Annotated in this window: 29 protein-coding genes and 1 tRNA gene; 21 read left to right on the plus strand and 9 right to left on the minus strand. The window is 57.1% G+C overall.

The genetic code is table 11. The features are described 5' to 3' along the window. Nucleotides 1-15: 15 nt before the first annotated feature. The 3 genes from ACQ4WP_RS00360 to mscL are packed head-to-tail and all read right to left on the minus strand — an operon-like array spanning nucleotide 16 to nucleotide 2,381. Nucleotides 16-708 (minus strand): DUF2461 domain-containing protein, encoded by a 693-nt coding sequence (locus ACQ4WP_RS00360; protein ID WP_436518138.1) that lies wholly within the window; start codon nucleotides 706-708, stop codon nucleotides 16-18. A 21-nt stretch (nucleotides 709-729) separates the two neighbouring features. Next, the gene (locus ACQ4WP_RS00365) at nucleotides 730-1,890 is read right to left on the minus strand and encodes a Do family serine endopeptidase (RefSeq protein ID WP_436518139.1); all 1,161 of its coding nucleotides are present in this window, start codon (nucleotides 1,888-1,890) and stop codon (nucleotides 730-732) included. A 41-nt stretch (nucleotides 1,891-1,931) separates the two neighbouring features. Next, on the minus strand, nucleotides 1,932-2,381 hold the full coding sequence (mscL, locus tag ACQ4WP_RS00370) for a large conductance mechanosensitive channel protein MscL (RefSeq protein WP_436518140.1): 450 nt from the start codon (nucleotides 2,379-2,381) through the stop codon (nucleotides 1,932-1,934). 414 nt (nucleotides 2,382-2,795) lie between these two features. Here mscL and petA point away from each other — a divergent pair, with 414 nt between their 5' ends. From petA to ACQ4WP_RS00400, 6 genes are all read left to right on the plus strand, one after another. After that, entirely contained in the window at nucleotides 2,796-3,404 is a 609-nt protein-coding gene (gene petA / locus ACQ4WP_RS00375) for a ubiquinol-cytochrome c reductase iron-sulfur subunit (protein WP_426073455.1), read from the plus strand. A 2-nt stretch (nucleotides 3,405-3,406) separates the two neighbouring features. Further along, a complete protein-coding gene (locus ACQ4WP_RS00380) occupies nucleotides 3,407-4,819 on the plus strand; it encodes a cytochrome b (protein ID WP_436518141.1) in 1,413 nt (470 codons plus the stop codon). A 36-nt stretch (nucleotides 4,820-4,855) separates the two neighbouring features. Further along, on the plus strand, nucleotides 4,856-5,620 hold the full coding sequence (locus tag ACQ4WP_RS00385; RefSeq protein ID WP_436518142.1) for a cytochrome c1: 765 nt from the start codon (nucleotides 4,856-4,858) through the stop codon (nucleotides 5,618-5,620). 120 nt (nucleotides 5,621-5,740) lie between these two features. Beyond that, nucleotides 5,741-6,352 carry a glutathione S-transferase N-terminal domain-containing protein gene (locus ACQ4WP_RS00390; protein ID WP_010394154.1) on the plus strand — a complete coding sequence of 204 codons (612 nt, stop codon included), beginning with the start codon at nucleotides 5,741-5,743 and terminating at the stop codon, nucleotides 6,350-6,352. Nucleotides 6,353-6,448: 96 nt separating this feature from the next. Next, nucleotides 6,449-6,961, plus strand: a complete 513-nt coding sequence (locus ACQ4WP_RS00395) for a ClpXP protease specificity-enhancing factor (RefSeq protein WP_436518143.1) — start codon at nucleotides 6,449-6,451, stop codon at nucleotides 6,959-6,961. Between the two features lie 26 nt (nucleotides 6,962-6,987). Continuing rightward, nucleotides 6,988-7,063 (plus strand) — tRNA-Thr (locus tag ACQ4WP_RS00400). Between the two features lie 50 nt (nucleotides 7,064-7,113). On the opposite strand, the gene ACQ4WP_RS00405 is transcribed toward ACQ4WP_RS00400, so the two are convergent. Together ACQ4WP_RS00405 and ACQ4WP_RS00410 are read right to left on the minus strand one after the other, a co-directional pair. Further along, nucleotides 7,114-8,124: a phage integrase gene (locus tag ACQ4WP_RS00405; RefSeq protein ID WP_436518144.1), complete on the minus strand. Its 1,011-nt coding sequence runs from the start codon at nucleotides 8,122-8,124 to the stop codon at nucleotides 7,114-7,116. A gap of 13 nt (nucleotides 8,125-8,137) precedes the next feature. Continuing rightward, nucleotides 8,138-8,689: a hypothetical protein gene (locus ACQ4WP_RS00410; RefSeq protein WP_436518145.1), complete on the minus strand. Its 552-nt coding sequence runs from the start codon at nucleotides 8,687-8,689 to the stop codon at nucleotides 8,138-8,140. 133 nt (nucleotides 8,690-8,822) lie between these two features. Between ACQ4WP_RS00410 and ACQ4WP_RS00415 the strand changes: the two genes are divergently transcribed. From ACQ4WP_RS00415 to ACQ4WP_RS00425, 3 genes are all read left to right on the plus strand, one after another. Continuing rightward, complete coding sequence (locus tag ACQ4WP_RS00415; RefSeq protein ID WP_436518146.1) at nucleotides 8,823-9,059, plus strand: hypothetical protein; 237 nt, start codon at nucleotides 8,823-8,825, stop codon at nucleotides 9,057-9,059. 399 nt (nucleotides 9,060-9,458) lie between these two features. Then, complete coding sequence (locus tag ACQ4WP_RS00420) at nucleotides 9,459-11,243, plus strand: replication endonuclease (RefSeq protein ID WP_436518147.1); 1,785 nt, start codon at nucleotides 9,459-9,461, stop codon at nucleotides 11,241-11,243. Nucleotides 11,244-11,404: 161 nt separating this feature from the next. Beyond that, nucleotides 11,405-11,725 (plus strand): single-stranded DNA-binding protein, encoded by a 321-nt coding sequence (locus tag ACQ4WP_RS00425; protein ID WP_436518148.1) that lies wholly within the window; start codon nucleotides 11,405-11,407, stop codon nucleotides 11,723-11,725. A gap of 198 nt (nucleotides 11,726-11,923) precedes the next feature. Here the strand turns inward: ACQ4WP_RS00425 and ACQ4WP_RS00430 are convergent, their stop codons facing one another. Then, entirely contained in the window at nucleotides 11,924-12,136 is a 213-nt protein-coding gene (locus ACQ4WP_RS00430; protein ID WP_436518149.1) for a hypothetical protein, read from the minus strand. Between ACQ4WP_RS00430 and ACQ4WP_RS00435 the strand changes: the two genes are divergently transcribed. From ACQ4WP_RS00435 to ACQ4WP_RS00480, 10 genes are all read left to right on the plus strand, one after another. Further along, nucleotides 12,123-12,338 (plus strand): major coat protein, encoded by a 216-nt coding sequence (locus tag ACQ4WP_RS00435; protein WP_436518150.1) that lies wholly within the window; start codon nucleotides 12,123-12,125, stop codon nucleotides 12,336-12,338. The two genes, ACQ4WP_RS00430 and ACQ4WP_RS00435, sit on opposite strands and share 14 nt — an antisense overlap. 52 nt (nucleotides 12,339-12,390) lie before the next feature. Further along, on the plus strand, nucleotides 12,391-13,944 hold the full coding sequence (locus ACQ4WP_RS00440; protein WP_436518151.1) for a hypothetical protein: 1,554 nt from the start codon (nucleotides 12,391-12,393) through the stop codon (nucleotides 13,942-13,944). A gap of 2 nt (nucleotides 13,945-13,946) precedes the next feature. Continuing rightward, the gene (locus tag ACQ4WP_RS00445; protein ID WP_436518152.1) at nucleotides 13,947-14,378 is read left to right on the plus strand and encodes a hypothetical protein; all 432 of its coding nucleotides are present in this window, start codon (nucleotides 13,947-13,949) and stop codon (nucleotides 14,376-14,378) included. 10 nt (nucleotides 14,379-14,388) lie between these two features. After that, nucleotides 14,389-14,691 carry a hypothetical protein gene (locus tag ACQ4WP_RS00450; RefSeq protein ID WP_436518153.1) on the plus strand — a complete coding sequence of 101 codons (303 nt, stop codon included), beginning with the start codon at nucleotides 14,389-14,391 and terminating at the stop codon, nucleotides 14,689-14,691. A 1-nt stretch (nucleotide 14,692) separates the two neighbouring features. Further along, nucleotides 14,693-15,847: a zonular occludens toxin domain-containing protein gene (locus ACQ4WP_RS00455; RefSeq protein WP_436518154.1), complete on the plus strand. Its 1,155-nt coding sequence runs from the start codon at nucleotides 14,693-14,695 to the stop codon at nucleotides 15,845-15,847. Then, a complete protein-coding gene (locus tag ACQ4WP_RS00460) occupies nucleotides 15,844-17,142 on the plus strand; it encodes a type II secretion system protein GspD (protein WP_436518155.1) in 1,299 nt (432 codons plus the stop codon). The genes ACQ4WP_RS00455 and ACQ4WP_RS00460 overlap by 4 nt, the downstream gene beginning before the upstream one ends. Before the next feature lie 239 nt (nucleotides 17,143-17,381). After that, a complete protein-coding gene (locus ACQ4WP_RS00465) occupies nucleotides 17,382-17,534 on the plus strand; it encodes an antitoxin VbhA family protein (protein WP_436518156.1) in 153 nt (50 codons plus the stop codon). 510 nt (nucleotides 17,535-18,044) lie between these two features. Continuing rightward, on the plus strand, nucleotides 18,045-19,838 hold the full coding sequence (locus ACQ4WP_RS00470; protein WP_436518157.1) for an HsdM family class I SAM-dependent methyltransferase: 1,794 nt from the start codon (nucleotides 18,045-18,047) through the stop codon (nucleotides 19,836-19,838). After that, complete coding sequence (locus ACQ4WP_RS00475) at nucleotides 19,835-20,908, plus strand: BsuBI/PstI family type II restriction endonuclease (RefSeq protein ID WP_436518158.1); 1,074 nt, start codon at nucleotides 19,835-19,837, stop codon at nucleotides 20,906-20,908. The genes ACQ4WP_RS00470 and ACQ4WP_RS00475 overlap by 4 nt, the downstream gene beginning before the upstream one ends. Before the next feature lie 594 nt (nucleotides 20,909-21,502). Further along, complete coding sequence (locus ACQ4WP_RS00480; protein WP_436518159.1) at nucleotides 21,503-21,709, plus strand: dodecin; 207 nt, start codon at nucleotides 21,503-21,505, stop codon at nucleotides 21,707-21,709. A gap of 15 nt (nucleotides 21,710-21,724) precedes the next feature. On the opposite strand, the gene ACQ4WP_RS00485 is transcribed toward ACQ4WP_RS00480, so the two are convergent. Then, complete coding sequence (locus ACQ4WP_RS00485; RefSeq protein WP_436518160.1) at nucleotides 21,725-22,036, minus strand: hypothetical protein; 312 nt, start codon at nucleotides 22,034-22,036, stop codon at nucleotides 21,725-21,727. A 162-nt stretch (nucleotides 22,037-22,198) separates the two neighbouring features. Between ACQ4WP_RS00485 and ACQ4WP_RS00490 the strand changes: the two genes are divergently transcribed. Together ACQ4WP_RS00490 and ACQ4WP_RS00495 are read left to right on the plus strand one after the other, a co-directional pair. Next, nucleotides 22,199-22,573, plus strand: coding sequence for a hypothetical protein (locus tag ACQ4WP_RS00490; protein WP_436518161.1), 375 nt, complete (start codon nucleotides 22,199-22,201; stop codon nucleotides 22,571-22,573). Nucleotides 22,574-22,784: 211 nt separating this feature from the next. Continuing rightward, nucleotides 22,785-23,774 carry an EDSAP-1 family PEP-CTERM protein gene (locus ACQ4WP_RS00495; RefSeq protein ID WP_436518162.1) on the plus strand — a complete coding sequence of 330 codons (990 nt, stop codon included), beginning with the start codon at nucleotides 22,785-22,787 and terminating at the stop codon, nucleotides 23,772-23,774. A gap of 80 nt (nucleotides 23,775-23,854) precedes the next feature. Here ACQ4WP_RS00495 and ACQ4WP_RS00500 read toward each other — a convergent pair whose 3' ends face one another. Both ACQ4WP_RS00500 and ACQ4WP_RS00505 read right to left on the minus strand, forming a co-directional pair. After that, nucleotides 23,855-24,898 (minus strand): LytR C-terminal domain-containing protein, encoded by a 1,044-nt coding sequence (locus tag ACQ4WP_RS00500; RefSeq protein WP_436518163.1) that lies wholly within the window; start codon nucleotides 24,896-24,898, stop codon nucleotides 23,855-23,857. A gap of 11 nt (nucleotides 24,899-24,909) precedes the next feature. Then, nucleotides 24,910-25,848, minus strand: coding sequence for a type II secretion system F family protein (locus ACQ4WP_RS00505; RefSeq protein WP_436518164.1), 939 nt, complete (start codon nucleotides 25,846-25,848; stop codon nucleotides 24,910-24,912). Between the last annotated feature and the right edge of the window lie 5 nt (nucleotides 25,849-25,853).

Genomic DNA, 25,853 nt, shown 5'->3' on the forward strand with positions numbered 1-25,853 from the left:
GTGCTCCTTCAGCAATTACTCGGGGACTTCCTCCGGCTCTTTCGCGCCGCGCATCCACTCGACCAGCGGCCACGCATCCTTCAAGCCTTCCGCCAGGGTCGGCAGCAGTTTCTCGGGTTCGTTCACGGGCAGCGGCACTTCGGTCCAGACAAAAAAGCTCTTCAGCTTGATGAATTCGATATGTTCGGCGTCCGCCTCGAAACCCTTGGGCGGGCGCTGTAACTTGCCCTCGTTCTGGATGGTGCCGAAACGGGCTTTTAAACGCTTATTTTTCAGCACTTTGGAAAAACCTGGCGCGTCGTTGACCATATGCTCGCGCAGCGCCTTCAGGCGTCCCGGTGGCGGCATGTATTCGCCGGCGCCGAACAGCAAGTTGCCCTGGCCATCGATCTGCAGATAATACGTGGGGCCGCCCGCCTTGCTAGGACGGCGCATGTCGTTCGGCGCGATGGCGGCCGAAAAACGCGTCTTGTACGGGCTCTTGTCGTACGCAAAACGCACGTCGCGGTTGATGCGGAACAAGGCCTTCTTCGGATTGCAGTACTTCACGGCCGGGTCAAACTTGCCGAGTTCAGCAATGAGTGACGTCACCAGCGCCAGGAATTCCTCGCGCAGGATGTCGTAGCGGGGCTTGTTCATCACAAACCAGGGACGGTTGTTGTTGTCGCTCAGTTCACGTAAAAATTGGGTCAAATCACGCACATGCATGTGTCAAATTCCGATCAGCAACTATTTGGAAAGCTCTTTCGGGATGGGGCGCTTGCCCACCATCACGTCGAGCGCCGCTTCGCGATTCTTGCGCAGCACCGTCATTTTAGCTTTTCCGCCGGGCGGCAGTTGGGCGATCAGGTTCAGCATTTCCGTGGTGTCGCCCACGGGCTTGCCTTCCACCGTCAACAGGATGTCGCCCGGCACGATGCCCGCCTTGTCGGCCGGGCCGTTGCGCACCACGCCGGCGATGATGGCGCCACTGGTGCGCTGCAAGCCGAAGCTTTGCGCCAGCTCGGGCGTGATGTCCTGCGTTTCCACGCCGATCCAGCCGCGCACCACGTGGCCATCCTTGATGATGGCTTCCATCACCGTCTTGGCCGTCGAGACGGGAATGGCGAAGCCGATGCCGACCGAGCCGCCGCTTTGCGAGTAAATCGCCGTATTGATGCCGATCAGATTGCCGCGCGTATCGACCAGGGCGCCGCCCGAATTGCCGAAGTTGATGGCCGCATCCGTCTGGATGAAGTTTTCAAAACTGTTGATGTGCAAATTGTTGCGGCCCAGGGCGGAGATGATGCCCATGGTCACCGTCTGGCCCACGCCGAACGGGTTGCCGATGGCCAGCACCACGTCGCCCACGCGTGCCAGTTCCGACTGGCCCAGCACGATGACGGGCAGCTTGTCGAGGTCGATCTTGATCACGGCCAGGTCCGTTTCCGGATCCAGGCCCACCACCTTGGCCGGCGCCTTGCGCCCGTCCGTGAGCACCACTTCGATTTCGTCGGCGCCTTCGACCACGTGGTTATTGGTCAGCACATAGCCTTCATGGCTGACGATGACGCCCGAACCGAGGCTGTTTTTCAAGTCCTCGTCAGCCTCGCCGTCCGGGTCGCGCTCGCCGAAGAAACGTTTAAAAAAGGGATCGCGCGCCAGCGGATGGGCGCCGCGCTTGGGCACTTGCAGGGTGAGGATGTTGACGACGGCGGGCATGGCGCGCGCCGCCGCGTCGCGATAGGAACCGGGCGCCAGGCTGCTCGACGCCGTTTCCACCACGGGCACCGGTTTCGCAGCAGAGCCCAGCTGCTGTACCCGGCTGGCCGGGCGCAGCGCGCCATACACAAAGTACAGCGCCAACGCGATCGTCACGGTTTGCGCAAACAATAACCAGAATCGTCGCATACAGTTCTCTGCCCAGGTCAGCCGGCCATTGCCGGAACGACTTATTTTGCCAGATCGTTGCTATTCTGTCCGTTCTTCTGCAGGGAGTCGCGGATTTCACGCAGCAGGACGATGTCTTCCGGCGTGGCCGGCGCCGCTGTCGGCGCGACCGGTTCGCTGCGGCGGGCCTTGTTCATCAGGCGCACCATCTGGAAGATGATGAAGGCAAGAATGACAAAGTTGAGCAAAATGGTCAGGAAGTTACCGTAGGCCAGCACGGCCCCCGCCTTTTTCGCTTCCACCAGGGTCATCGTCGTGGCTTGGCCGTTCAGGGGCAGGTAGTAATTGGCGAAATCGAGGCCGCCGAAAATGCGGCCAATGGGTGGCATGATCACGTCTTGCACCAGGGAATCGACAATCTTGCCGAAAGCGCCGCCGATGATGACACCGACCGCCAGATCGACAACGTTGCCTTTCATTGCAAATTCTTTAAATTCCTTCATCATTGCCATGAATTTCTCCTTCGGATATGTATAAAAAACATGCCGATCATACTATTGATTCCCAGTGCCACCAACTTGTGGTTGCTGGCAGGACCAATTCGGGCACAGCCGGGCGCATCTAGTTCGAAAGAACTAGCCACCTCCTGCAAAAGTATATAAATTATGGTACAAGCAACGTTTTTGTTTTATTCGTTGTTTGCTTCACTTATAATTTGCGGTTGCCAGTAACGGGTTTATCCGCTACTGGATAATCAACAAGAAACTGGCACGGGCTGCGCCATTGACCGAAGTTCCGCAGGGATGTTGCCACTTTACCGCACAAAGATGCGGGTTGCGGCAATCAGTGGGAAAGAGCTTCGGCGACGGGTTTTTCGCGGCTGCCACTCATAATAAAGATTCGCATTTTGACTGATTGGGGTTTGCATGAGTAACGAAAAGCAGGTCGATTCAGGCCGTCGCGGCTTGCTCGTCGCCACGTGCGCGGCGGGCAGTGTAGTTGGATTGGCAACCGCGGGAGCCTTGGTAAGCACCTTCCAGCCGTCGGAGCGCGCGAAAGCGGCGGGCGCGCCGGTCGAAGTAGACATCACCACCTTGCAACCCGGCGAAATGCGCACCGTCGAATGGCGCGGCAAGCCGGTCTGGATTCTGAAGCGCACGCCGGAAATGATCGCGTCGCTCAAACAAACCGATGGCAAAGTCGCCGATGCCAATTCCCAACGCAACCCCGACGAATTTACGCCACCGTACTGCATGAACGAGGCACGCTCCATCAAGCCTGAAATTCTCGTCGCCGTCGGCATCTGCACCCACCTGGGCTGCTCCCCTTCCTCGAAATTTACCCCCGGCCCGCAACCGTCGCTGCCAGATGACTGGGAAGGCGGCTTCCTGTGCCCTTGCCACGGCTCCACCTTCGACATGGCAGGCCGCGTGTTCAAGAACAAGCCGGCCCCGGACAACCTGCAAGTGCCGCGCCATATGTACCTGAGCGACACCAAATTGCTGATAGGTAAAGACGAGAAAGGCGAGGCTTGATCATGGCTGCTTTTAAAGAAACGAAATTCCCGGCAGACGCTCCCGTCGCCGAAAAAGCGCTGGGCTGGGTCGATGACCGTTTTCCCCTGACCAAGCTGTGGAATGACCAATGGGGCAAGTATTACGCCCCGAAAAACTTCAATTTCTGGTACATCTTCGGCTCGCTGGCCATGCTGGTGCTGGTCTTGCAGATCGTCACCGGCATCTTCCTGACCATGCACTACAAACCGGATGCGGCCCTGGCCTTCAATTCCGTCGAGTACATCATGCGCGAAGTACCGTGGGGCTGGCTGGTGCGCTACATGCACTCGACGGGCGCCTCGGCCTTCTTCATCATCGTCTACCTGCACATGACGCGCGCCCTGCTGTACGGCTCGTACCGCAAGCCACGTGAGTTGATCTGGCTGTTCGGTTTCGCCATCTTCCTGTGCCTGATGGCCGAAGCGTTCTTCGGCTACCTGCTGCCATGGGGCCAGATGTCATACTGGGGCGCCCAAGTGATCGTCAACCTGTTTGGCGCCATCCCGTTCATCGGCCCTGACCTGTCCCTGTGGATCCGCGGCGACTACGTCGTTTCCGACGCCACGCTGAACCGTTTCTTCGCCTTCCACGTGATCGCCATCCCGTTGGTACTGCTGGGCTTGGTTGCAGCGCACTTGATCGCCCTGCATGAAGTCGGCTCCAGCAACCCGGACGGCATCGAAGTGAAGGAAAACCTGGGCGCCGATGGCCACCCGGTCGATTCCATCCCGTCGCATCCGTACTACACCGTACACGATCTGTTCGGCGTGTCGATCTTCCTCGTCATTTTCAGCGCCGTCGTGTTCTTCGCGCCGGAAATGGGTGGCTATTTCCTGGAATACAACAACTTCCTGCCCGGCGATTCGCTGAAGACCCCGCTGCATATCGCGCCAACCTGGTACTTCACGCCGTTCTACTCGGTGCTGCGTGCCACCACGGCCGACTTCATGTACGTGCTGATGGGTGTCGTGGCGGCCTACGTGGTGTTCATCTGGCTCAAGTCGCGCCTGTCGACGACCGTCAAGTCGGCCATCGCCGGCATCGCCATCGTCGCCATCATCGGCATGCTGCCGCAGGTGCTGGACGCGAAATTCTGGGGTGTGGTGTTCTTTGGCGGTTCCGTCGTGATCCTGGCCTTCCTGCCATGGCTCGACCATTCGCCGGTGAAATCGATCCGCTACCGTCCGACCTGGCACAAATATGTGTACGCCATCTTCGGCCTGTCGTTCCTGATCCTGGGCTACCTCGGCACCCAGGCGCCAACGGATACGAAAACCATCGTGTCGCAAGTGTGCACCCTGATTTACTTCAGCTTTTTCCTGCTGATGCCATGGTGGAGTGCAATGGGCAAGTTCAAGACCGTGCCGTCGCGTGTGACGTTTCACCCGCACTAAGCCGCTCTCACGCCACGCTCAAAGGACATACATCATATGAAGATTGCAAAAAAACTGCTCGCCATCCTGGCCTTCGTGCCCGCCATGGCTCTCGCCAGCGAAGGCGGCTTTCCGCTGGACAAGGCACCTGATCGCCAGACCAATATGGCAGCGCTGCAACATGGCGCCAAATTGTTCGTCAATTATTGCCTGAATTGCCACGCCGCCGTGTCGATGCGCTACAACCGCCTGCGCGACCTGGGCTTGACGGAAACCCAGATCAAGGAGAATCTGTTGTTCTCAGGCGATAAAGTAGGCGACCTGATGACCACGGCCCTGGCACCGCAGGACGCCAAGGCCTTCTTTGGCGTCGTACCGCCGGATTTGTCGGTAATTTCGCGCGCGAAATCATCTTCCGCTGGCACAGGCGGCGACTACCTGTATACTTACCTGCGTACGTTCTATAAAGACGACACTCGTCCGACCGGCTGGAACAACATGGTCGTGCCGAATGTTGCCATGCCGCATGTATTATGGGAATTGCAAGGTGTCCAGACTGCCAAGTTCGTGGAAGAGACGGATCCCCACGAGCCGAGCAAGAAGATCCACAAATTTGCTGGCTTCGAGCAGGTCAAGCCAGGCACGTTGAACAAGATCGAGTATGACAATGCAGTAGCCGACCTGGTCGGCTACATGGAGTGGATGGCCGAACCGGCACAGCAAACACGCAAACGCCTGGGCGTGTGGGTGCTGCTGTTCCTGTCGGTCTTTGCTTTGCTGGCATGGCGCCTTAACGCGTCGTTCTGGAAGGAAGTCAAATAAGTGAGGCGCCGGCCATAGGCCGGTTTATGCCTGTTTCTGTGTTGTCCGCATGAGTGGACAAGCGACCTGGGGTGAGCCGTTCGCGGCTTCACCCCCTTTGTTTCTAAGGAACTATAAAAAATGATGGTTCTCTATTCGGGTACAACCTGCCCATTTTCGCAACGCTGCCGCCTGGTCCTGTTTGAAAAAGGCATGGACTTCGAAGTGCGCGACGTCGATCTGTTCAACAAGCCGGAAGACATTTCGACCATGAACCCGTATGGCCAGGTGCCTATCCTGGTCGAGCGCGAACTGATCCTGTATGAATCGAACATCATCAACGAGTACATCGATGAGCGCTTCCCGCATCCGCAACTGATGCCGGCCGATCCGCTGATGCGTGCCCGCGCGCGCCTGATGCTGTTCAATTTCGAAAAAGAACTGTTCGTGCACGTGCACGTGCTGGAAAGCGAACGCGCCAAGAGCAACGACAAGGCCCACGACAAGGCACGCGCGGAAATCCGCGACCGCCTGACGACCCTGGCGCCGCTGTTCCTGAAAAACAAGTACATGCTGGGCGACGAATTCTCGATGCTCGACGTGGCTGTCGCGCCGCTGCTGTGGCGCCTGGACCACTACGGCATCGAACTGTCGAAGACGGCTGCACCGCTGATGAAATACGCCGAACGCATCTTCTCGCGTCCTGCGTACATCGAAGCGCTGACGCCTTCCGAGAAAGTGATGCGTCGTTAAGATATTCCCGGCAAGCCACGCTTGCCGGGGTATCTGTGTCTTTTGAATTACCGGTGCGCCGCCTTGCGGGGGCGCTCCCGCCTCACAGTGCCTACCATGTCTGAAATCTCAACCAAACCCTATATGCTGCGCGCCATCTACGAATGGTGCACCGACAGCGGCTACACGCCTTATCTCGCGGTCAAAGTCGATTCGCGCACCACGGTACCGATGGAATACGTGAAAAAAGGCGAGATCGTGCTCAACATCAGCTTCGGCGCCACCAGCGGCCTGAAGATGGACAACGACGCCGTCCGCTTCCACGCCCGCTTTGGCGGTGTCTCGCGCGAAATCTACGTGCCGGTCGACAACGTGATGGCCATCTACGCCAACGAAAACGGCCAGGGCATGGCCTTCGAGCCCGTGCTGGGCAACGATGACCCCGATGTGCAACCGACGGACAGCCCCGCCTCGGCCGACCTGCCACCGCCAGCGCTCGCCCCGGCCGCCAGCGCCCCGACCCTGTCGTCCGTGCCGACCAGTTCCCCCGAACAACGCGACAACGCCACGCCCGGCGACGACGAGCCACCAAAAAAAGGCGGCCGCCCGACCCTGACACGCATTAAATAGCGTATAATTCGCAACGCGCAGTTTTTGCCGACTTAGCTCATTTGGTAGAGCAGTTGATTTGTAATCATCAGGTGGCCAGTTCGAAACCGGCAGTCGGCACCAAGAATATCAAGGGCTTACAGAGATGTAAGCCCTTTTCTTTTGGTCAAGTGTCAACCAACTGTCAACCGCGTCAACGGGTTCAACATCTTGGCTTCCTGAAGATGTCCAGGACTGAGGTGGGCATAAATCATTGTAGTTTGCAGACTGGAGTGACCCAGAACTTTCTGCAGCGTCAGGATGTTTCCGCCATTCATCATGAAATGGCTCGCGAACGTATGGCGTAAGACGTGCGTGAGCTGGCCGGATAGCAGCTCGATGCTCGATTCCTTTATGGCCATTCGAAAAGCTCCGACCGAGCTTTTGAATATTCTGCCGGACGCATCCCTACTCCCCGCTTTATGGAATTCCCGTATCTCGTCGGCAAGCGCGTCGTCAATGGGGACCGATCTGTTCTTGTCTGTCTTCGTTTGGGTGAAATGAATCATTCCGCTGTGGAGTTGAGAAATACGCAGCGATTCGCCTTCGTTCCATCGGGCAGCGGATGCCAGGCAAAGTTTTGTAATCAGAAGCGCATCTCGATCCTTGCGCGCCTCCAGTGCGGCAAGCAGTGCACGAATCTCATCGTCGTTCAAATACGACAGTTCACGCTCCGCAATCTTGAACTGGCGAAGTTTGGCCAAAGGATTGTTCTCTGTCCAGAATCCCAAACGGATCAGCTCGTTGAATACCGCACGCAGGTATGCATGCTCCCGATTGATTGTATTTGCTGTGACTCCTTCGGCCAGCCGGGCCGAACGATACGCTGCGAAATGCTCAGATTTCAGGTGCTCGGCAATTGGATTGCCAAGCGCCTCACAAATCCGAAGCAGCGTTCCATATGTACGCGTGTGGCGTAGCTGAACGCCATGATGCGACTGCCATAGTTCGATAAGCTCGGACAATTTGGTAATGTTCTTCTTGGGCTTTACCCAACCGTCATTCTGTACAACCTGCGTTTTCGCCCAAGCTTCAAACTGAAGGGCCTCAGCCTTTGTGGGAAGTGTCTTTCGAATTCGTTTGTGGCCACGTCCACCAGGTTGGATATCCACAAGCCAACCGGCCTCAGTTTTCTTGATCGTCATTTCATAACTCTATTTATTCCAACATAAGTGGAAATTGGTTTACCCAGTTTTTGAGGTCACCAAGTGCAATCACGGTTTCCTCGCCCGCTTTCAAAGGATTAAAAAACTGATGTTGGAACTGCTCGGCCAATCTTGCGGCTTCGGACTCGTTGACGACGGCAGAAAAGTAGAGAAAGCCAGCAGCTATAGCTATCTCATGCTTGATCGATTCTTCCGGATGCCCTGACGACATCTCACCTGGGCATAGAACACCCTGTTCGTTACGCCAAAATCTCCGTGCGCCATGCTCCAAGGCCCGAACTGTACCGTAGGTCAAATCCAGATATTCACTTGGTGTGCATTGTCCTCGCGGCGTCGACGGCACGCCCGTGACGAGCCAGAAAACGTATTCCGGCCAGCTCTTGCCGAAAGCGTCAATCATCTCGGCTGTAACTGCCTTCGTCTTCCCTCTATCCAGGTCCCGCCATTTGCTTGCCGGGACTCCAGTCAAATCCTCAAACCACCCGTAGTTGGAATTGAAGTACCGCATGAATTCGCGAGTTCTCTCGGTTGTGTTCGTAGCCATCGTTAATGCTCCTTGACAATTTTGGATAATATCCAATATTATTGGGCCTCATCCAATTTAATTGGATATTATCCAAAGCTCTTGGATGTTATGCCATATCTTACTTGAGGTCGTCGCAATGAGGAACATCACCATGCAAAAAGTACACGGTACGGAGGCGATATCGGCACCTATTCAACTCGATCAGGCGACGGCCATAGTAGGACTCATGACGCTGGAAAAATTTGCTGAGGCTGTCGGCCTCCCTCCTGGCGTTGTGCTCGGTCACCTCAACCGTGGGATTTTGCCAACGGTCACGCTTGGTCGTCGTCGCCTAATTAACGTGGTGGCACTTCAGCGCGAACTTAGCCGCAAGGAGTTTGTACTGTGACAACGCGAGATTCGACCGTGTGCGCGACAGCGCGCGCGGGCGAATTTTGCCGTGTGTCCGCCGAGGGCGGACCTGTTCGTCAGAGTACTTTGATTTCTGAGGAGTAATTGACATGACGAGTTCTGCGCAAATGATTAGCTTACCCCCCTCCATTCGTGCTGTTGATGCAGAAGCCGTTCGTACCATTTACTGGTCGCGTGCGTCAATCGCAGCTCGCATCGTCGCCGTTACAGCGCCAAATTTTCCTGTGGCGCGCGCCAATAGCGGTCTAATGTCCTTTGATACGGCCGAGCGAGATATCGTTTGGAGTGCGCTTCAAAAGTTGCTGTGCGAGCTTACCGCTATACAAAAATGCATGTGCGGCGGGCATGCGTCCAACCTGACTAGCAAGGTGCATTGATGCTGGACATGGGGATTCCGTCGCGCATGGCCAATGCCGTGCATCGCCTGTTTGGCGGCCTAAACTGCCGGCGCGGCGAGGTGATCGATGCCGTACTGGCTCACGATGAGCGCCTGCCGCTGGCCGATCAAAACGGCATCATGACCGGGCCGCGTGCTATCTCGGTGGCCGCATTGCAGGCCGCACGCGAGTGTTATGCGGTATGCGCCCGCCTTCATGACGCCCATGCCATCAAGACCGGCATTGATGCGATATGCGCCAGGCGCGGCGTCAAGCCTCCGGTATCTAATTCGGTAGGCGGTTATATCGCCCGTGCCGGCGACCATGCATGGTGGCGTCGTGCACTGCGCAAGGAATTGATGCGCCGGTTTGAGCACACTTCGATTCAATTGGGCCTGACCTACGTGCGCGCTGATCCCTATGTCAGCCGCGAAACGTGCATGGCGCAGGCTGCGCAAAACGCCGCAAATCAAAAAATTCTGGAATCGGCCACGGCCACCAATGAGCACGGCGACGTGTACAGCCTGGATAAGCTGGCAGCGCTGGGCGTGAGCAATAAAACGATCCGCCGCGGTGAGTTGATGCTGCGCATACGCGGCTTTGAAGAGGTAGCCGGCGATCTGACCCACGTTTCCATGTTCTGGACCATCACATGCCCCAGCAAATACCACTCGGTGGGCGGCACAAACGAGAAATATGTTGAGTTCGGCAGTCCTACGCCAAGCGAGGCGCAAGCCTACCTGGTCAACGTGTGGAAGTTGATCCGTTCTGCGCTGCACCGACTCAATATTCGGCCTTACGGCTTTCGCATCGCTGAACCGCATTCCGATGGCTGTCCACACTGGCACATGCTGCTGTTCGTCGCACCGCACCAGCAGGCCGCCATGGAAAAGATCATCTATGCCTACGCCATGGCCGAAGATGGCGATGAAGCCGGGGCGCTGAAAAACCGCGTTAAGCTGGTCAATATCGAGGTAGGGAAGGGTACAGCTGCCGGCTACATCGCCAAGTACATCAGCAAAAATATTGACGGCTTCGGCGTGGGCGACCACAAGGTATTCGAAAACGGCCAGACCTACATCATTGCACCCGACCTGTTCGGCAATGCGGAATTTACCGCCTCCCAGCGCGTCACCTATTGGGCGCAGGTGTGGGGTATCCGCCAGTTTCAGCCTATCGGCGGTCCGCCGATAGGCGTCTGGCGCGAAATGCGCCGCGTGGCCGGCGAGATAGTGCAAAACGCGCCGGCTGAAATACGTGCGGCGCACTTGGCCTGCCAGAAAATCATATCCGACGATCCAGCTGTGGCCATGCAAGCCGACTTCGCCGCATTTATTCGTGCAATGGGCGGGCCGCAATGCGGACGTGACTGCACGATCAAAATTGCGACAAGGGAAGAGTCGGTAGAAGGACGCTATGAGCTTGTGGACGCCTACAGGCCCGTGGGTGTGTATCTGGCGGCGCAGCCGCATGCCGTTTATGAGTCAGTCCGCTACCAGTGGACCATCGATCGATCAGGGGCGCGGGCAGGGGTGGCCTTTGCAGTTCCTCGGACTAGTGTAAATAAGTGTACGCAGCCGGCAAAAGCCGAGCCAGCGTATCAGCCAAAAAATAGAATTCCCGCTCTGTCATTCGATGATGGCCGGAGCTTTCACCCGGACACCGGCAAGCCCTGCATCAAGGTTGACCACGCTGGGCTGTACATGCGCCACAAGAAACGCCAACCAGGTGCGCCAAGTACGCACTTAGCGTACCTGCGGGGGAAATATCGGAACCCCCACTAGATGTCAGTCATGGCTTCGCGCGGGCCACGGCCTAATAAGAATGGATGCAATTTTTTATCAAGCGATTGTGCTTTGTACCGGCGCGCAATCGTGAGAAGTACCACGCAAGCCGGAAATTATGCAGATAGTTTAGGGGAATAAAAATGGCGGAATCAAACGTAATGATGAAGATGGACGACAAGAAGGGCCATCAGGCTATCAAGGCAATGCAGGTGATGGTGAGCGGACGTATCGAAGGCTCAAAAACCTATGAAGGAAAGCGTTACACGCAAGTGATCACACCTGCGGCCGATGTCTATTCCCGTCCGCAGATGGTGGAGATTCGTAGCAAGGCTCGTTTGGGCGATAAGGGCGAAGAAATCTCAGTACCGTGTGCGCTGGGCGGTTTTCAGCGCAAACCATATGAAACAAAGGATAAGCAAACCGGCGAGGTAGTCAAAGTAGTTCCAGTCGAGCATACGCTGGATCTCATCGAAGAATAAATAAAGAGGATTTCTAAATGGACGCGATGACACCTGAACTGATCATGTGTATAGCCGTAGTCGTCATTTTTGCTCTTGGGTGGATAGCTGGGGGGCAACGATGATTTTGCTCAAGTCCGTTTGGCCGATCCTCTTCCTGACTGGACTATTTGTGACCGTCGTCTATCTCATTAAGTACATCATCCATCGCATTGTGGATCACAAATGAGCATCTATCAGGTAGTTGGCTACTGTCTCACCGCTTTCGGACTTGGCTATGCAGGCGGCGCTATTCGGCGTATTGCTCGCCAGGCCATCGAGGCTCTGGAATAGGTAAATGGTCACGAAAAAATTTTGCAGTACTCCCCGGCATTGCCAAACCGGGGTTTCATCAACGGCATTTTTCAGAAAGATACACATGAAAGCAATCATCAAAAAAGTCCTGGTGGCTACCTCTGCAATGGCTGCTACCGGCGCAGCTTTCGCCGCTGGCGACCCAGGCGTTGACGCCATCACTGCACTGTCCACGCAAGCGCAAACCTACATCACCGCTGCATTCGCCGTCGCCGTGCTGGTTGCTGGCGGCTTCTGGGGTATCAAGATGATGAAAAAGGCCTTTAGCAAAGCCGGTTAATCCTCCTCTCGATTCCACCTCGGCCAGCGTTTAACGACTCTGGCCGTTTTTTATGGCGCTCACTCTTATGGTTTCGTATAAAAAACCCTTTGCGGTCACGGTCGTGGCTCTGGCGCTGGCTTTCGCGCCGGTGCGCGATTCCAAGGCTATTGTTCCCCTCATCGCCGCTTGGCTGTTGGAGCTGACGGGCGGCTCGATCCTGATCGGTGACTTGATCGCAGGTCAGACCGGCATCATCAGCGCGATCCTCTGGTGGGACTGCAATAAGTTCGCGCTCAACGCTCCGTGCACGTCCAAGACGCCCATTCCATCAACCGCGCAGCCGAAGCCCGCCATCACGGTCAGCCTTAGGCCGGACACCAAGCGGGACAACCCTGACCCGAAGAAATTCAACGACCCGGCAGCGGGCAAGCGTGACGTGACACCCAAGCAGACCATCGCCGCCGCAGGCAAGGGACCGCCGCCGACCGCGCAGGGCATTCCAGGCGTTCCGGTTGGCCCCGGTGATATCGGCGTGCTGACGCAGGCCCCCAGGGAGTTCAACGTCGGTGCGGCTGGCGTCGATCCCGCCGTTCAGATCGCGCAGTACAACGGCTCGGTGTCGCGCGGCGGCCCCGTCACAGGCATCGAAGTCGTGCCGCAGAAGGCACCGGCCCCTCCCAAGGCCATACCGTTTATCGCGCTGCACACCACTTGCTCATCGGCCCCCGGCCCCGGCCCCGACTGCGTGATGCAGATACGGGCTACGGAGCAATACCTCCAGCTGTACAACGGCGGCAAGTCCGTCAATACAGTAGTTATCGACTGCTGCATGGGAGCCATTTTCAGGTATGTGAGTATCGCCCACCTGTACGACCAAGCCACCGATGTAACGCTCGCTTGTGATCCCGGATACGCTGATGGCGGTAAGGACGCCAGCGGCAACTACCAGTGTAGCCTCACCGACGCAACAAAGGTCAAGAAGCCGGTGGATACCCCCTGCGAAATCCTATTCGACCCGGCCACGAAAGGCTTCAACGTGGACAAGGCGAACGCCGCGTGCGACGGGCTGGCCGACACAACCAAGCTCACTATCGCGGCGGCTGACGGCTCGCAGTCGGTCGATGTCGGGGCCAACGCTGGCAATGGCTTCGACATCAACATCACGAAGTCTGACGGCAGCAAGGCGGGCCTCGACACAGGCGTATACGACCCAGGCACCGGTGGCTACGTTATCGTGCACGTCAACATCACACCGCCCCCGAAGCCCGATAACGGATTGGGCTGCGGCGGCCCCGGTCAAGGCATGTGCGCCGTGACTGAGCCAGGCGACAACCCGACTTGGATCAAGTCGAACGAGACGCAAACTGCCAACCGGGCCGCCGACACGGGCATGAAGGGGAAGATGGACGGCATCAGCTCGAGCATGTTCACCTGGTCGTTCATCCCCTCGATTCCCACGGCGTCTTGCAAGAACCCTTCGCTGAAAAGCCCCATCGGCAACGTGACGGTGAACATGGATATCTGCATCTGGTTCGACCGGCTGTCCTTCTTCATCAATGCCGTGCTGGCAGTGATGTGTGTCTACGGCTGCGTTCATCAGATTCAATCTGCCATCCGGGACTGACCATGAAACGACTTTTTCCCCTCCTGTTGGCCCTGATCACCGCGTGTGCTGCACTGACAGCTCCGGCAAACGCTCAGACTACCAGCACGGCATGCGGTGGTACATCGCAACCGCGATGCCAGATCACCACCCCCACCGATCAGGCCACTACCGATCAAACCAAGTCGTGGACGGACAACATCGCCGCGTGGAACACATCTTCGCAATCGCAGGTGAGCGTCGCGTCGAACCGCTTTTACTGGTCGTTCATACCAAACATACCGACCGCCGCATGCGTCAATCCCATGATTGACAGTCCCAACGGCACCGGGGCTGTGATGATGGACGTCTGCTCGTCGTTCAACACCTTCCAGACGTTCATCAACGGCGTGCTGGCCTTCTTCTGTCTGCTGGGCTGCGTCCAGCAAATTCGGGCCGCACTGGCCGTCAACTAGGAGCTTCATCATGTGGGCAACTCTCATTGGTTATTTCGGCTTCGAGAACACCTCGAAAATCGGTATGCGCATTTGGGCCGTCACCACCCTGACCGCGATGGTCGCCGCACTGTGGGCAGCGGGTCAGGTGTGCGCTAACGTTGTCTGCGGCCCGGTGATCCAGTCGATCAGCCAGTCGCACCCGATGTTCGCCGTCGGCCTGTCGCTGGGCTTCAACCCGGTCACTTATACGCTCGCCAGCGTGTATTGCAGCGTGTGGGCAGCCTGCGCGCTTTACACGTACAAGAAAACCATCCTCGACAAGCTGGTGTGATATGGCAGTCTATGCTATCACCGGCAAGCTCGGATCCGGCAAAGGCAAAGGCGCGATGAAGCTGCTGCGCGACTACCTGCGCGCTGGCAAACGGGTGGCCACCAACTGCGATATTTTCATGGAACACATGATGCCGGGGCAGTCGAAGCAGACCGTCATTCGGGTACCGGACAAACCTACGTCGGCTGATTTGTATGCCATCGGGTCAGGCAACCGCTTTATCGACTTCGAGCCTATTCTCAAATACACCGCCAAGGGGTTTGAGTACACGCCGCCCGCGCCGCAGCTTCTCCCCGGTTTCGACGAGTCGCACAACGGGGCGTTGTTCCTCGACGAATGCGCGTCCTGGTTGAATACTCGGGACTTCCAAGCTGGCGGACGTAAGGAGCTGCTGGAATGGGCAATCCATGCACGTAAGTACGGATGGGATGTGTACTTCATCTGCCAAAACATCAGCCAGATTGACAAGCAGTTGCGCGACAGCCTGTTCGAGTACGTGGTGCGCATGAGCCGCCTCGACCGGATGAAAGTGCCGTTTGTTTCAGCTGCCTTCAAGCTGGTCACGGCTGGCTTCAGCGATGGCTCACTGCCCCGCATGCATATCGGCGTGGTGCGCCTCGGCTGCTCTCCTGAAGGCGTCGTAGCGGACCGCTGGCACTTCCGGGGGGATGACCTGAACCGAGCCTATAACACCACACAAGTATTCTCGGATAGCTACCCGCATGCTATTCATTGCTTGCTGCCTAGCTGGCACTTGCAGTCCCGCACCGGCATCCGCCCTGGCTTCGTTGGCCCTGTACGTATTCCCCAGGACTACGAACTGCTCGCGGTCCGCCCAAACCCTCCCAAACCACCACACAAGCATATGACCAAGTTTCTCGCAATCGCTCTAATATTTGGCCTCGTACTGGGCGGTGTAGGCTCCCATATACTCAGGCCGATGTTTTTCGCACCTTCTGCCGCTTTGGCCGATGCTGCAAGGCCGGTCAAGTTCTCCGAGACCATTACCGGCAAAGGGTTTCTTACTAACTCCGGTTCGGTGAGCGTGGTTCTCTCGGATGGCCGTGTTGTGTCGCCGCTGCGCTTCAATTCCGGCGCCAGCGGCTGGGAGGCCGAAATTGAGACAGGTCTATGGGTCAGAGGAGGCGCGCAATGAAACGCTTCCTGTCGGCCCTGATCCTCGCCCCGGTCTTGGCTATTGCCGCCCCGGCCCCGGCTCCTGTCTCGCTGAGCTTCAATGCCACGCCGCTGATGGCGTTCGGCGAAGCCATGTTTAAGGCGATCATGCACCGTGACTTCGTGGTCTCCCCCGACGTAATCGGAATCGACAAACGAATTACGATCAATGTAAAGAATATTGACGCCGCTGAGCTACCACGCTTCGTTGAGGACTTGCTACTGCGTGAAGGGATCGCCACGACGCTCAAGGGAGGTATCTACTACCTTTCGTTGAACCGTCAAGCAGCCGCAAACGAGCCACAAGGTCCACCGCCGAATAGCCTGGCCACCTTCGGTTCATTCGCATCGCCTGTGGACCGTCCTAGTACGTCAGAGGGCGGTTCTGCTACCCATCCCTCCGATCCCCCAGCAGTTGATCATGCCGCCGCTAGCCGAAAGGACGACGACGAATCGGTCGTCTTCACCCCGCAGAACCGCGATGCTGATTTCATGGTGGCTATAGCCATCGCGGCGTTTGGCCCTCGATCTGCTGTCCGGGCTGGCCCACATCTGGTACTAACTGGCTCGAAGGCAACGCTCGAAAAGCTGCACGTACTGCTCGATACCGCTGACACTACACCCAAGGGATTAACCGTATCGGCGTCCTGGATCGAAGTGTCACGCAACGATACGAGTGGCCGTGGCATTTCTCTGCTCGCAAACGTCTTAGGTGCCAAGTTGGGAGTTGCGCTCGGTACTGTGAATTCTGGCTCGGCTGTCAGTATCAAAAACGCCAATTTCGAGTTGGTGATCGATGCTTTGAAGACTGACGGCCGCTTTAAACAGGTATCGAATAGCCGCGTGTCTGGAGACGACTATGAGCCAATGAATATCACCTTCGGTGACGAGACGCCGACGGTATCAAGCACAAGCAAGGACAATGCAGGCAACCCGGTACAGAACGTCGTCTATCGTCCTTCGGGTGTGATCGTGGATGTCGTCGCCAAGGTGCTTGGCAGTGGCAAGGTCAAGATCGCCATTGACGGCCAGATCAGTAGCTTCAAGGCAACGTCGACTGGGGTCAGCGGCTCACCTACGCTTATAAAACGTCAGGTGAAAACGACGATTACGGTAGCCGATGGCGAAGTGCTGTTGCTTGGCGGCCTCAACGACAGCCAGTCTTCGGACTCCTCCTCGGGGCTTCCATTCCTCCCTTCATCGTGGTCGGTCACCTCTAATAACAGCATGCAAACAGAACTCGTCCTAGTGTTATCTGCGAGGACCAACAACTAAGCGTGAAGGCGTAACTATAATGGGAATTTTCTTGGTATTACCAAGAACCCTTATATTGCATTGATGCCAGTTACAATCGTGTGTGTGAAAACACGAAGTCTGCCAGAATGGCGTTTAGAAGCCCGCAATAATAGATATATTGACATCGAATTTTCTACGAATACTTGCAGTGGGGAAATAGGAATTTTCTTAGAATGACTCATATTTCACACGAAGAACGCGAGCGTCGGAGACGCGCAATGGAGTTCGCACGTGCATCCGTGGGCCTGGAAGGCTTCACTCCTAGTGCGTTATGCCTAGAGCACGCAAGGTATTTCATTGAGGGCGAGATCGACCTTGATGAGTTTTTGAAAGGATCGCTACCGGTCTTCGAGACGCCAGTTGGGGAGTGAAAGCGCTTGAGTATCGGCGTAGTCCTGGAGGACTACGCCGATACTTGGAAACAGAGGTGCAGTGCACAACACGTGTTTTCACACACACCCTACTACAAATCAATTTCTGATAGAAATTCCAATATTTTCATTCTTTCAAGACAGCGATTCATCGTTTGAAAGACAATCGGTGTGTTTAAGTATTCTTACGTACAGCGCAACTTCGCGGAGGCGAAAACTGACTTCACTACTTAACTTCCCCTGCTCACTCCCTTTGACGCATACGCTATAATGGAAGGTTTGTTGTATTTTTGAACTGTTATGCAACTGTTCATTAGGAAAACAGTCCAATTAAGGCATCCTCTATCAAATGAGGATTCGTCGTCTTATGCCACCAGGCGAAGGAAGCCCTCAACAAGTGCCGCTAGTCATTAGTGTGTGGTCGCAATAACAAGAGTACCTTGCCATGGAGCCTGTTGTTATATACAGTAGTTTTACACATGAAATGCCAGTTTGGCGCGGAGATTAATTATGAGCGCGATTATGCAACAGAACCTAGAGCAGTCCCCCACTGCGTTGGATGCCTCGACACAACAATACGTTGTCATGAAGTCAATGGCCCGCGGCTACGCTGAGGGCCTTGATGAACTTGATCGGTTGGCCTTGGTGCAAGTATTTTGTATCGCGATGGTATGCAGCTATTGGAACGCGGTCGTGCTCGCAAAGGGTAAGCGACTGAAAATTAAGTCGCCGCCACTCAAATTGACCGACGCTGATCCGGTTGCAATGAAACTCGCGCAAGAAATTGGCATACTCGTTACACAATTTCCGGCTGCTAACGCGGGATACCTCATTGGTAGCGTATATACAGTGATGCTTCCAGAATCGATGCGTTCGAGTCTTGGCGCTTTTTACACGCCGCCATCGTTATCTGAGCGACTAATCGATCTTGCCATTGCTGCGGGCTTTGACCCAGCAAAACACAGCGTATGTGACCCTTCATGTGGCGGAGGGGCATTTCTCGCTCCTGTAGCAGCACGTATGCTCAAAGCAGCTCCGAGCGGCGCTCCTGAACTGACCATCCGACGGATAATGGCTCGGCTTCGTGGCAGCGAAATTGATGCCTTTGCTGCGTGGATGTCAGAGGTTCTGTTAGAGGTTATGTTACTTGATTTGGTTATCGCGAGCGGTAAACGTACTCCAAAAGTGGTTAGCGTTGGTGACTCGCTGGAACTTGATGCCACTTTTGGTACTTTCGATCTGATTATTGGAAATCCGCCGTACGGTAGAACAACGCTTTCGGAACCTCTCCGTGAAAAATTTTCGCGTAGCCTTTTTGGTCACGCCAACTTATACGGCGTATTCACCGACCTGGCATTGAGGCTCTGTAAGCCTAATGGCGTCATTGCTTATGTTACGCCAACCTCCTTTTTGGGCGGCCAATATTTCAAGGCGCTTCGCGCATTATTATGTAAAGAGGCACCTGCTCATGCGATAGACATCGTGTTCGGGCGAGATGGAGTTTTTGATGACGTTCTGCAGGAAACTGCACTTACGTCCTATCGAAAAAAAGCGGCCCAATCCGCCGTAACGGTATCGCAAGTAACGACAGGTTCGCACGACAAAGCCATCGCAACATTGATTGGCGAGTACAGTCTCGACGCCGACGGTGGTCCATGGTTGTTACCACGCTCAATTGAGCAGGCGTCATTTTTCTGCGCGCTGCGAAAAATGAGTACGCGACTCACAGATCTCGGCTACGACGTTAGTACAGGGCCTCTAGTCTGGAATCGGCACAAGTCACAATTGAAGGAAAAGATAAAAGGGAAGAAGGTATATCCCCTCGTATGGGCTGAGTCAATTGCCAATGCTGAGTTTATCTTTTCTGCCAAGAAAAAAAATCATGCTCCTGCTATCGAAATACTTAGCAAGCAAGAGCATTTACTGACAAAAAGAGAGTGCGTGTTGGTCCAACGAACCACGTCCAAAGAGCAAGAGCGGCGCCTCATATGTGCAGCGTTACCTACCGACTTTCTTGCTAAGCATGGCGCTGTTGTGGTCGAGAACCACGTCAATATGGTCTACGCGCGCGATGCCAAGACAGAACTCTTGCCGGAGACTATTGCTGCACTGCTAAACTCAAGAGCGGCAGATATTGCTTTCCGTTGTATCAGCGGAAGCGTTGCGGTTTCGGCTTATGAGCTAAATGCCTTACCCTTACCTACTACACCGCAGATGAAGCAACTCCAAACGCTGATACAGAATCGAGCGAATCCACTGACCATTCAGAACGCCATCGAACGTTTCTATGGGATGTGCGAATGACGTGGCCGATTGTTCCATCACTTGCTACCGTCCTTGAGCGCTTGCCGTTGATATTTATTGAAGGGGTCGAACACAGACAATATTGCATTAGGGAGGCGACCGCGAAAACTGTGCTGGTCATGCTTTACTGCGGTGCTATTTATGGCACTGAAAAATGGATACGTCCAAGCCAAGTCACAGATATGTCAGACGAGCAGCTTGCCCTCATAGACCATACTGAGCGCGAAGCATGGTGTGTACATATGCTTTCCAACAGGAAGAAGAATCGCTCCCCCACAGCTTGGTATGCTGTCAATTCCCGCGAACAAATTCGAGATGAAGGAATCGCACAAGGATTGATACCAAACCAAGCAGTCATGGAACGACCTGGTGTGCCTACAACATCATCAAAACCGAAATATGCCCTTAGATCTGAGTTTGCTGCTCTTTTCGATGAGAGTTTGCAAGACGAGGCGTTGGTTGCCGCAATAGCTGCATGGCAATTGCGATTCCTTTCGGCCACTGCGCGCGCACGGGCAACAATTATTCGGAGAAATGCTGCAGCGTCGACCCACCGAGTGCCGGTCATGTTTCCAAATGGTGCTGCGATTACTCTCGCACATGGGGAAAGCTCAAATATCACGAAGGCCGTCGTGGAGCAGTTTGCCGTCAACTTCCTTGAGCAACCAGCCGTGCTCTGGTTGTCCGAGAGCGCAAACAAAATCATTGATGAAACACTAGTAGCGGAGTTGCATCTGCATATTGATCAGTCCAAGAGCCTTCCGGACGTTATCCTGGTTGATCTCAGTCCAGTTAGTGGAGATATACTGGTTGTTTTCGTTGAGGTTGTCCATTCGGACGGCCCGATAAGCCAGCAACGTAAAGTGGCGTTGGAGGCCATCGCACTTGAAGCAGGATTCGAAACTACGAATTTGGCATACGTGACGGCGTTCGCTGACCGAAGTGCTAGTCAATATCGAGCGCTCGTGCATAACTTAGCCTGGAACTCGTTTGTCTGGTTTGCGTCTGAACCCAACAGTATTGTCACGTTGCAATCTGGCACTGACAAGAAATTATCCGAGCTGCTGTGAGTTAGGGTCTATCGGACAATACGACGTTGCTTCTTTGTGGCAAACCGGCATTGACGACAAACCAGCCAGAAAAAGGGCGATTTGAGGCCCGTTAGGGCTGTAGCGAAGCGGAACCCTTTTGCATCGCGGTGGCATGCAGGAGCGTTTTGGCCGGTCGTCCCGGCCAGCGACGATGCCGGCCGGCCCGCGACCCTGCATTTACGTCGATGCTCACACTAGTCTCAGGTAGTGCGTGGTAAGTCATGTCAACGAAGTGTCAACGCTACTGTTAGCTCACCAAGGCAGCAGTGTTAGCTCATACAGGGTAAGTGCCTGATTTCATTAGATAGTGTCATCCAGTGTTATTGGCGCGGAGGAATTTGTAATCATCAGGTGGCCAGTTCGAAACCGGCAGTCGGCACCAGAATTCAGTAGGAAAGCTAAGGGTTACAGGCTTCGGCTTGTAGCCCTTTTTTCTTTTCGCCCTCCTGCGAACCACTCCCGTGACGCATTGCTGCACCGCGCAATGACGTCCAGCGCATTTAGGCGCACTATGGGCACTTGCTGGCGAAGAAGAACTTTCCGATGTCTGGCTTGCCTACCTGGGGAAACATCATGTCCGCACACACTTACAAGCTGATCGAACTGGTTGGCACATCGACCGAGAGCAGCGATCAGGCGATACGCGATGCCGTTGCCAAGGCGGCACTCACGGTCAAGCACATGGACTGGTATGAAGTGAGCGAATCACGCGGCCATATTGTCGATGGCAAGGTGGCGCACTTCCAGGTCACGCTGAAGGTCGGCTTCCGGCTCGAATAACGCATTGCGGCACGCTCACCGTCGCCCGACCACTGTTTGGCTCTCCAGCCACTCCCGGCCGCCGGCCTCCAGCGCGGCTTGAATCACCTTTTCCGGCAAGCTGTAGACGGTCGCCCAGCTGGCGCGGCCGTCCTGCGTGTTGGCGGGAAAGCTGTGCGTCTCGATGGGCCAGTGGTATTTGCGTTTGAGCGCTTTGACGATGGCGGCCAGGGAGACGCGGCCTTGCAGGGGTTCGGTGCCGGACTGGTCGCGGTTCGACAGCAGCACGGCCAGGACCTGGCCGCGGCCCGTGCGCGCGCCGGGGAAGGTGGGGGTTTTGTTTGCCATGGCCTATTTTACCGGGCAATTATCGGACGAGATACGATGTGCCGCACCTTTGATCTGGCGCAAGCGCCGAACCAGCTTTGCGGCCACGATGGGTATTTCGCCAGGCGTGCCGGCGCCCCTCCGACAGCCTGGGCCACTCATCACGGGGCACAGGAGCCTATCATGCACAGCCTGAACATCCATGCCATGCAATGGCAACCCGTTGCCGATATTTCCGCCGTCGACCCGCTGCTGCCCGAAGATCTGGCCTGCTTCCGCGAATTGCGCGACGTGCTGCAACGCTACGGCGCACTCGATCGCTTCGGCATTTCCCTGATCCACCGCCATTTCGACATCGCCGATGACGAGGAGCTGATGGAATACACGGATGCAGAACAACGCACGCTGACGGTAAAACCTGTCAAGAAAAGCGACATCGACTGGCAGCACACGACCATTACCAACTGGAAATTGACGGACGGTGAGGAAGTGGCGCGCATCGGTTGCGGTTGCGCAAGCAATTCGGGTGGCCACCTGGGCTATCACCGCGGTACCTGAGGCTGGCCAACGCCGCCCGCCAAGCGGCGTCGGCCTTTCTTACAGTTCGCCCTATCCAGCTCAGTTCGCTTTACGCAAGTAGTTGATTCAATTTACTTTTTTTGTGTGGCACGCAAGCTGCTTATCTGTGTCTACGAAATGAATCCAGGCAAGTCATTCTGGATTCTTTGTCCCCCGGATTTTCCGAGACTGACCACGATAAGAGGCTGCGATGAACGTCGATCACACACGAAGCAAGACCCTGGGCTGGCTGGGCGCACTGGCGGCGGCAAGCCTGCTGGCCAGCGGCCAGGCGCAGGCCGGCGCCTACGGCCTGGCCGTCAATGAGTTGAACAATTTCCGCATCACCACTAGTACCGGTAGCTTGTCGCTGGCGGGCGCCAACCGCAATGCCAGCGACAGCGCCTTCTTCGAGGGTGGCGTAGCCGTCAATCCGCGCGCCGTCAATACCGGGCCGGCCGCCAATGCCGACGTGCTGCAAGTGTGTTCGGGCGGCGGCTGCAGCGGCTTGCCGCAAAACCGCTACGCACCCAGTCCCAGTACCACGCTGGAATTCGCACGCGGCGATGCGCACGCCTTCGGCAACATGCTCAATGGCGGCGCCACCGTGCGCGCCGTGGCGGAAGCACAGCGCAACACCGTCGGCGCCGCCACGGCCATGGCCGGCGACACGCTCACCGGTTCCATCAACCTGAGCCTGTCGAGCGCCGGCTTCATCACCTTCAGTTTCATGGGACGGCGCGACCTGCGCACCAGCGTGACGACCTTGGGCGACAAGTCGAGCGTGTCGATCATGGATATCTTCAATATCTCCTGCAACAGCGCCAGCCCCGTCGGCTGCCTGTCGAACGCGAATGCCGATGGCGTAATCTTCCAGTTCGCTCCCGACGGCAACCCGAACAATGGCAGCGATATCAACGGCAACCATGGCGCCGGCAGCCTCGACCCCTTCAGCCTGAACCTGACGGCCGGCACGAATGACCCCGCTACCGGGCGCGCCTTCACGAATGGCTTTGCGTTGTTTTCCCTGACCTCGAACTTCGCCATGCCCGCCGGCAGCTATACCTTGAACTTTTCCAAATCCACGCGCACCGACATCGTCGTCATCGATCCCCTGGCCGTGCCGGAGCCGGGAAGCCTGTTCCTGCTGGGCCTGGGGCTGGCCGCCCTGGCCTTCACGCGCCGGCGCCAGCCGACATAACAACCGGCATAGCAACCGGCATGCTCGAACACGCGGCGCCCGCCAAGGCGCCGCGTGTTTTTTACGCCAGCAGAGGCGTTCTAACCGAGCCGTGCCAGCGCCTGGCGCGCCAGCTGCAATTGCTGCAGATAATAGCGGTGCAACACGGCCGGGTCACGCAGGTCGCGCCCCAGTACCAGGCGCAGCTCGCTGGCAGGGCAGTCGGCGGCTTGGGTCTGCACCTGCGTCCCCAGCTGGCGGGCCAGCTGGCGCGCCGCCTGTTCTTGCGCGGGCCGGTATTCGACGCGCGTGCGCGCTACCTGGAAGCGGGTTTCATTGGCCAGGCGCACCACTTGCACGGGAGCGCCGGCCAGGCTGCGCGCCAGCGCGGCGGCCATGCCCGGCACGCCGTTACCATTCACAATTTCCAGGCGCGAATGCGGCGCACCAGCCGCCGCCACGGACCGCAGCGGCGCGGCGACGGGCACGCGCCGCAGCTGCGCCATGCCATCGCTCTGCGTGATCTCCACGCGCGCCATGGCGGGCGCATCCTGCACCGGCGCAGGCGCGGACACCAGCTGCTGCGGCACCGCGCCGCGCAACAAGTCCATGTCGCGCCGCAAGTCGCGTTCCTGCAAGCTGGCCGCCTGGCGCCGCATGAGGGCGGCGCGCTCGTGCTGTCCCAGGCGCTCCAGCACCTGCGCCAGATGCCGCCAGGCCAGCGCATTGAGCGGATCGAGCAAACACGCCTGTTCCAGCGCGGACAAGGCTTGCGCATCGCGCCCGCTCAGATAATAGGCATGGCCGAGATTGCTGAACAGATAGGCCTGCTGCGGCCGCGCCATGCCCGTTTCCTGCGTCAGCGCCTGCCACTGGGCGATGGCCGCGTCCTGTTCGCCCCGCTGCGCGTGCAGCACGGCCAGGCCGTTGCGCGCGTTCACGTGGCGCGGCACATGGCGCAGGACTAGCTCATAGGCCGCTTGCGCAGCGGGCAGATCGCCCCGCTCGAAATGCTGGCGCCCCGCCACATAGGCGGCATCGGCGTCAGGCCACGCCGGCACCGGTACATGGGCCAATTGCGTGGTACAGGCGGCCAGGCCCAGGCAGGCACAGGCGGCGGCCAGGCGGGAGAGCGTCAAGCGCATGGTGACTCCTTTCAGCGGCTGGCCATGGCCGGCACGAGCACGCGATAGACTTCGATCACGGCTGGCCCCATGAGCACCAGCATCAGAGTGGGGAAGACGCAAAAGATCAGCGGGAACAGCAGTTTCAGGGCGATCTTCGCCGCCGCCTCCTCGGCCAGCAGACTGCGCTTGCTGCGCAGGTTTTCCGAATGCACGCGCAGCGAATCGCCCATGCTGGTGCCGAAACGTTCCGATTGAATCAACATGGCGACGAGAGTATCGACATCTTCCACGCCGCTGCGCAGGGCCAGGTTGCGCAGCGCCTTTTCCTTGGAAAAGCCGGCGCGCATTTCCATCAGCACCAGCTGCAATTCCTGCGCCAGCACCACGCTTTTGATGTGGATTTCGCCCGACACCTTCACCAGCGCGCGCTCCAGGCTCAGGCCCGCTTCCACGCACACGGTCAGCAAGTCGAGCGCATCGGGGATGTTTTCGAAGATGTCGCGCTGGCGCCGCTTGGCCGTGCTGGCCAGTACCAGGTTCGGCAGGTAATAGCCGACGGTGGCGCTGACGCACAGCAGCAACAGCAGCACGCTGCGCAACTGCGCCGCCATGGCACTGGCCGCATACAGCCCCAAGACGGTGGGAAACAGCAGGGCCAGCACGGTTTTCGCCGCAAAGTACAGAGCTGGCGCGCTCGCTTGCCGCCAGCCCGCGTTCATGAAGCGCGTGCGCAGCGGCGAACGCTCCCAGCCCTCTTCCGGCAGCGACAGCTTGCTGAACGGCTGCGCCACGCGTGCCACCCGCTCCACCCAGCCATGGTCGGCCACCGCGTCGCTGGCGGCCGGCGCCATGGCGCCAAACAGGCGTTGGCGCAAGGTGCCGGGAAAGAAGATCAGCCACGCCAGCAGGGCCAGCGCCACCACCACGACGAAGACAATCACGAGAAACAGCAGTTGCGAACCGTTCATGCCAC

The organism is Janthinobacterium lyxosi (assembly GCF_051380665.1).
GTDB lineage: Bacteria > Pseudomonadota > Gammaproteobacteria > Burkholderiales > Burkholderiaceae_D > Janthinobacterium.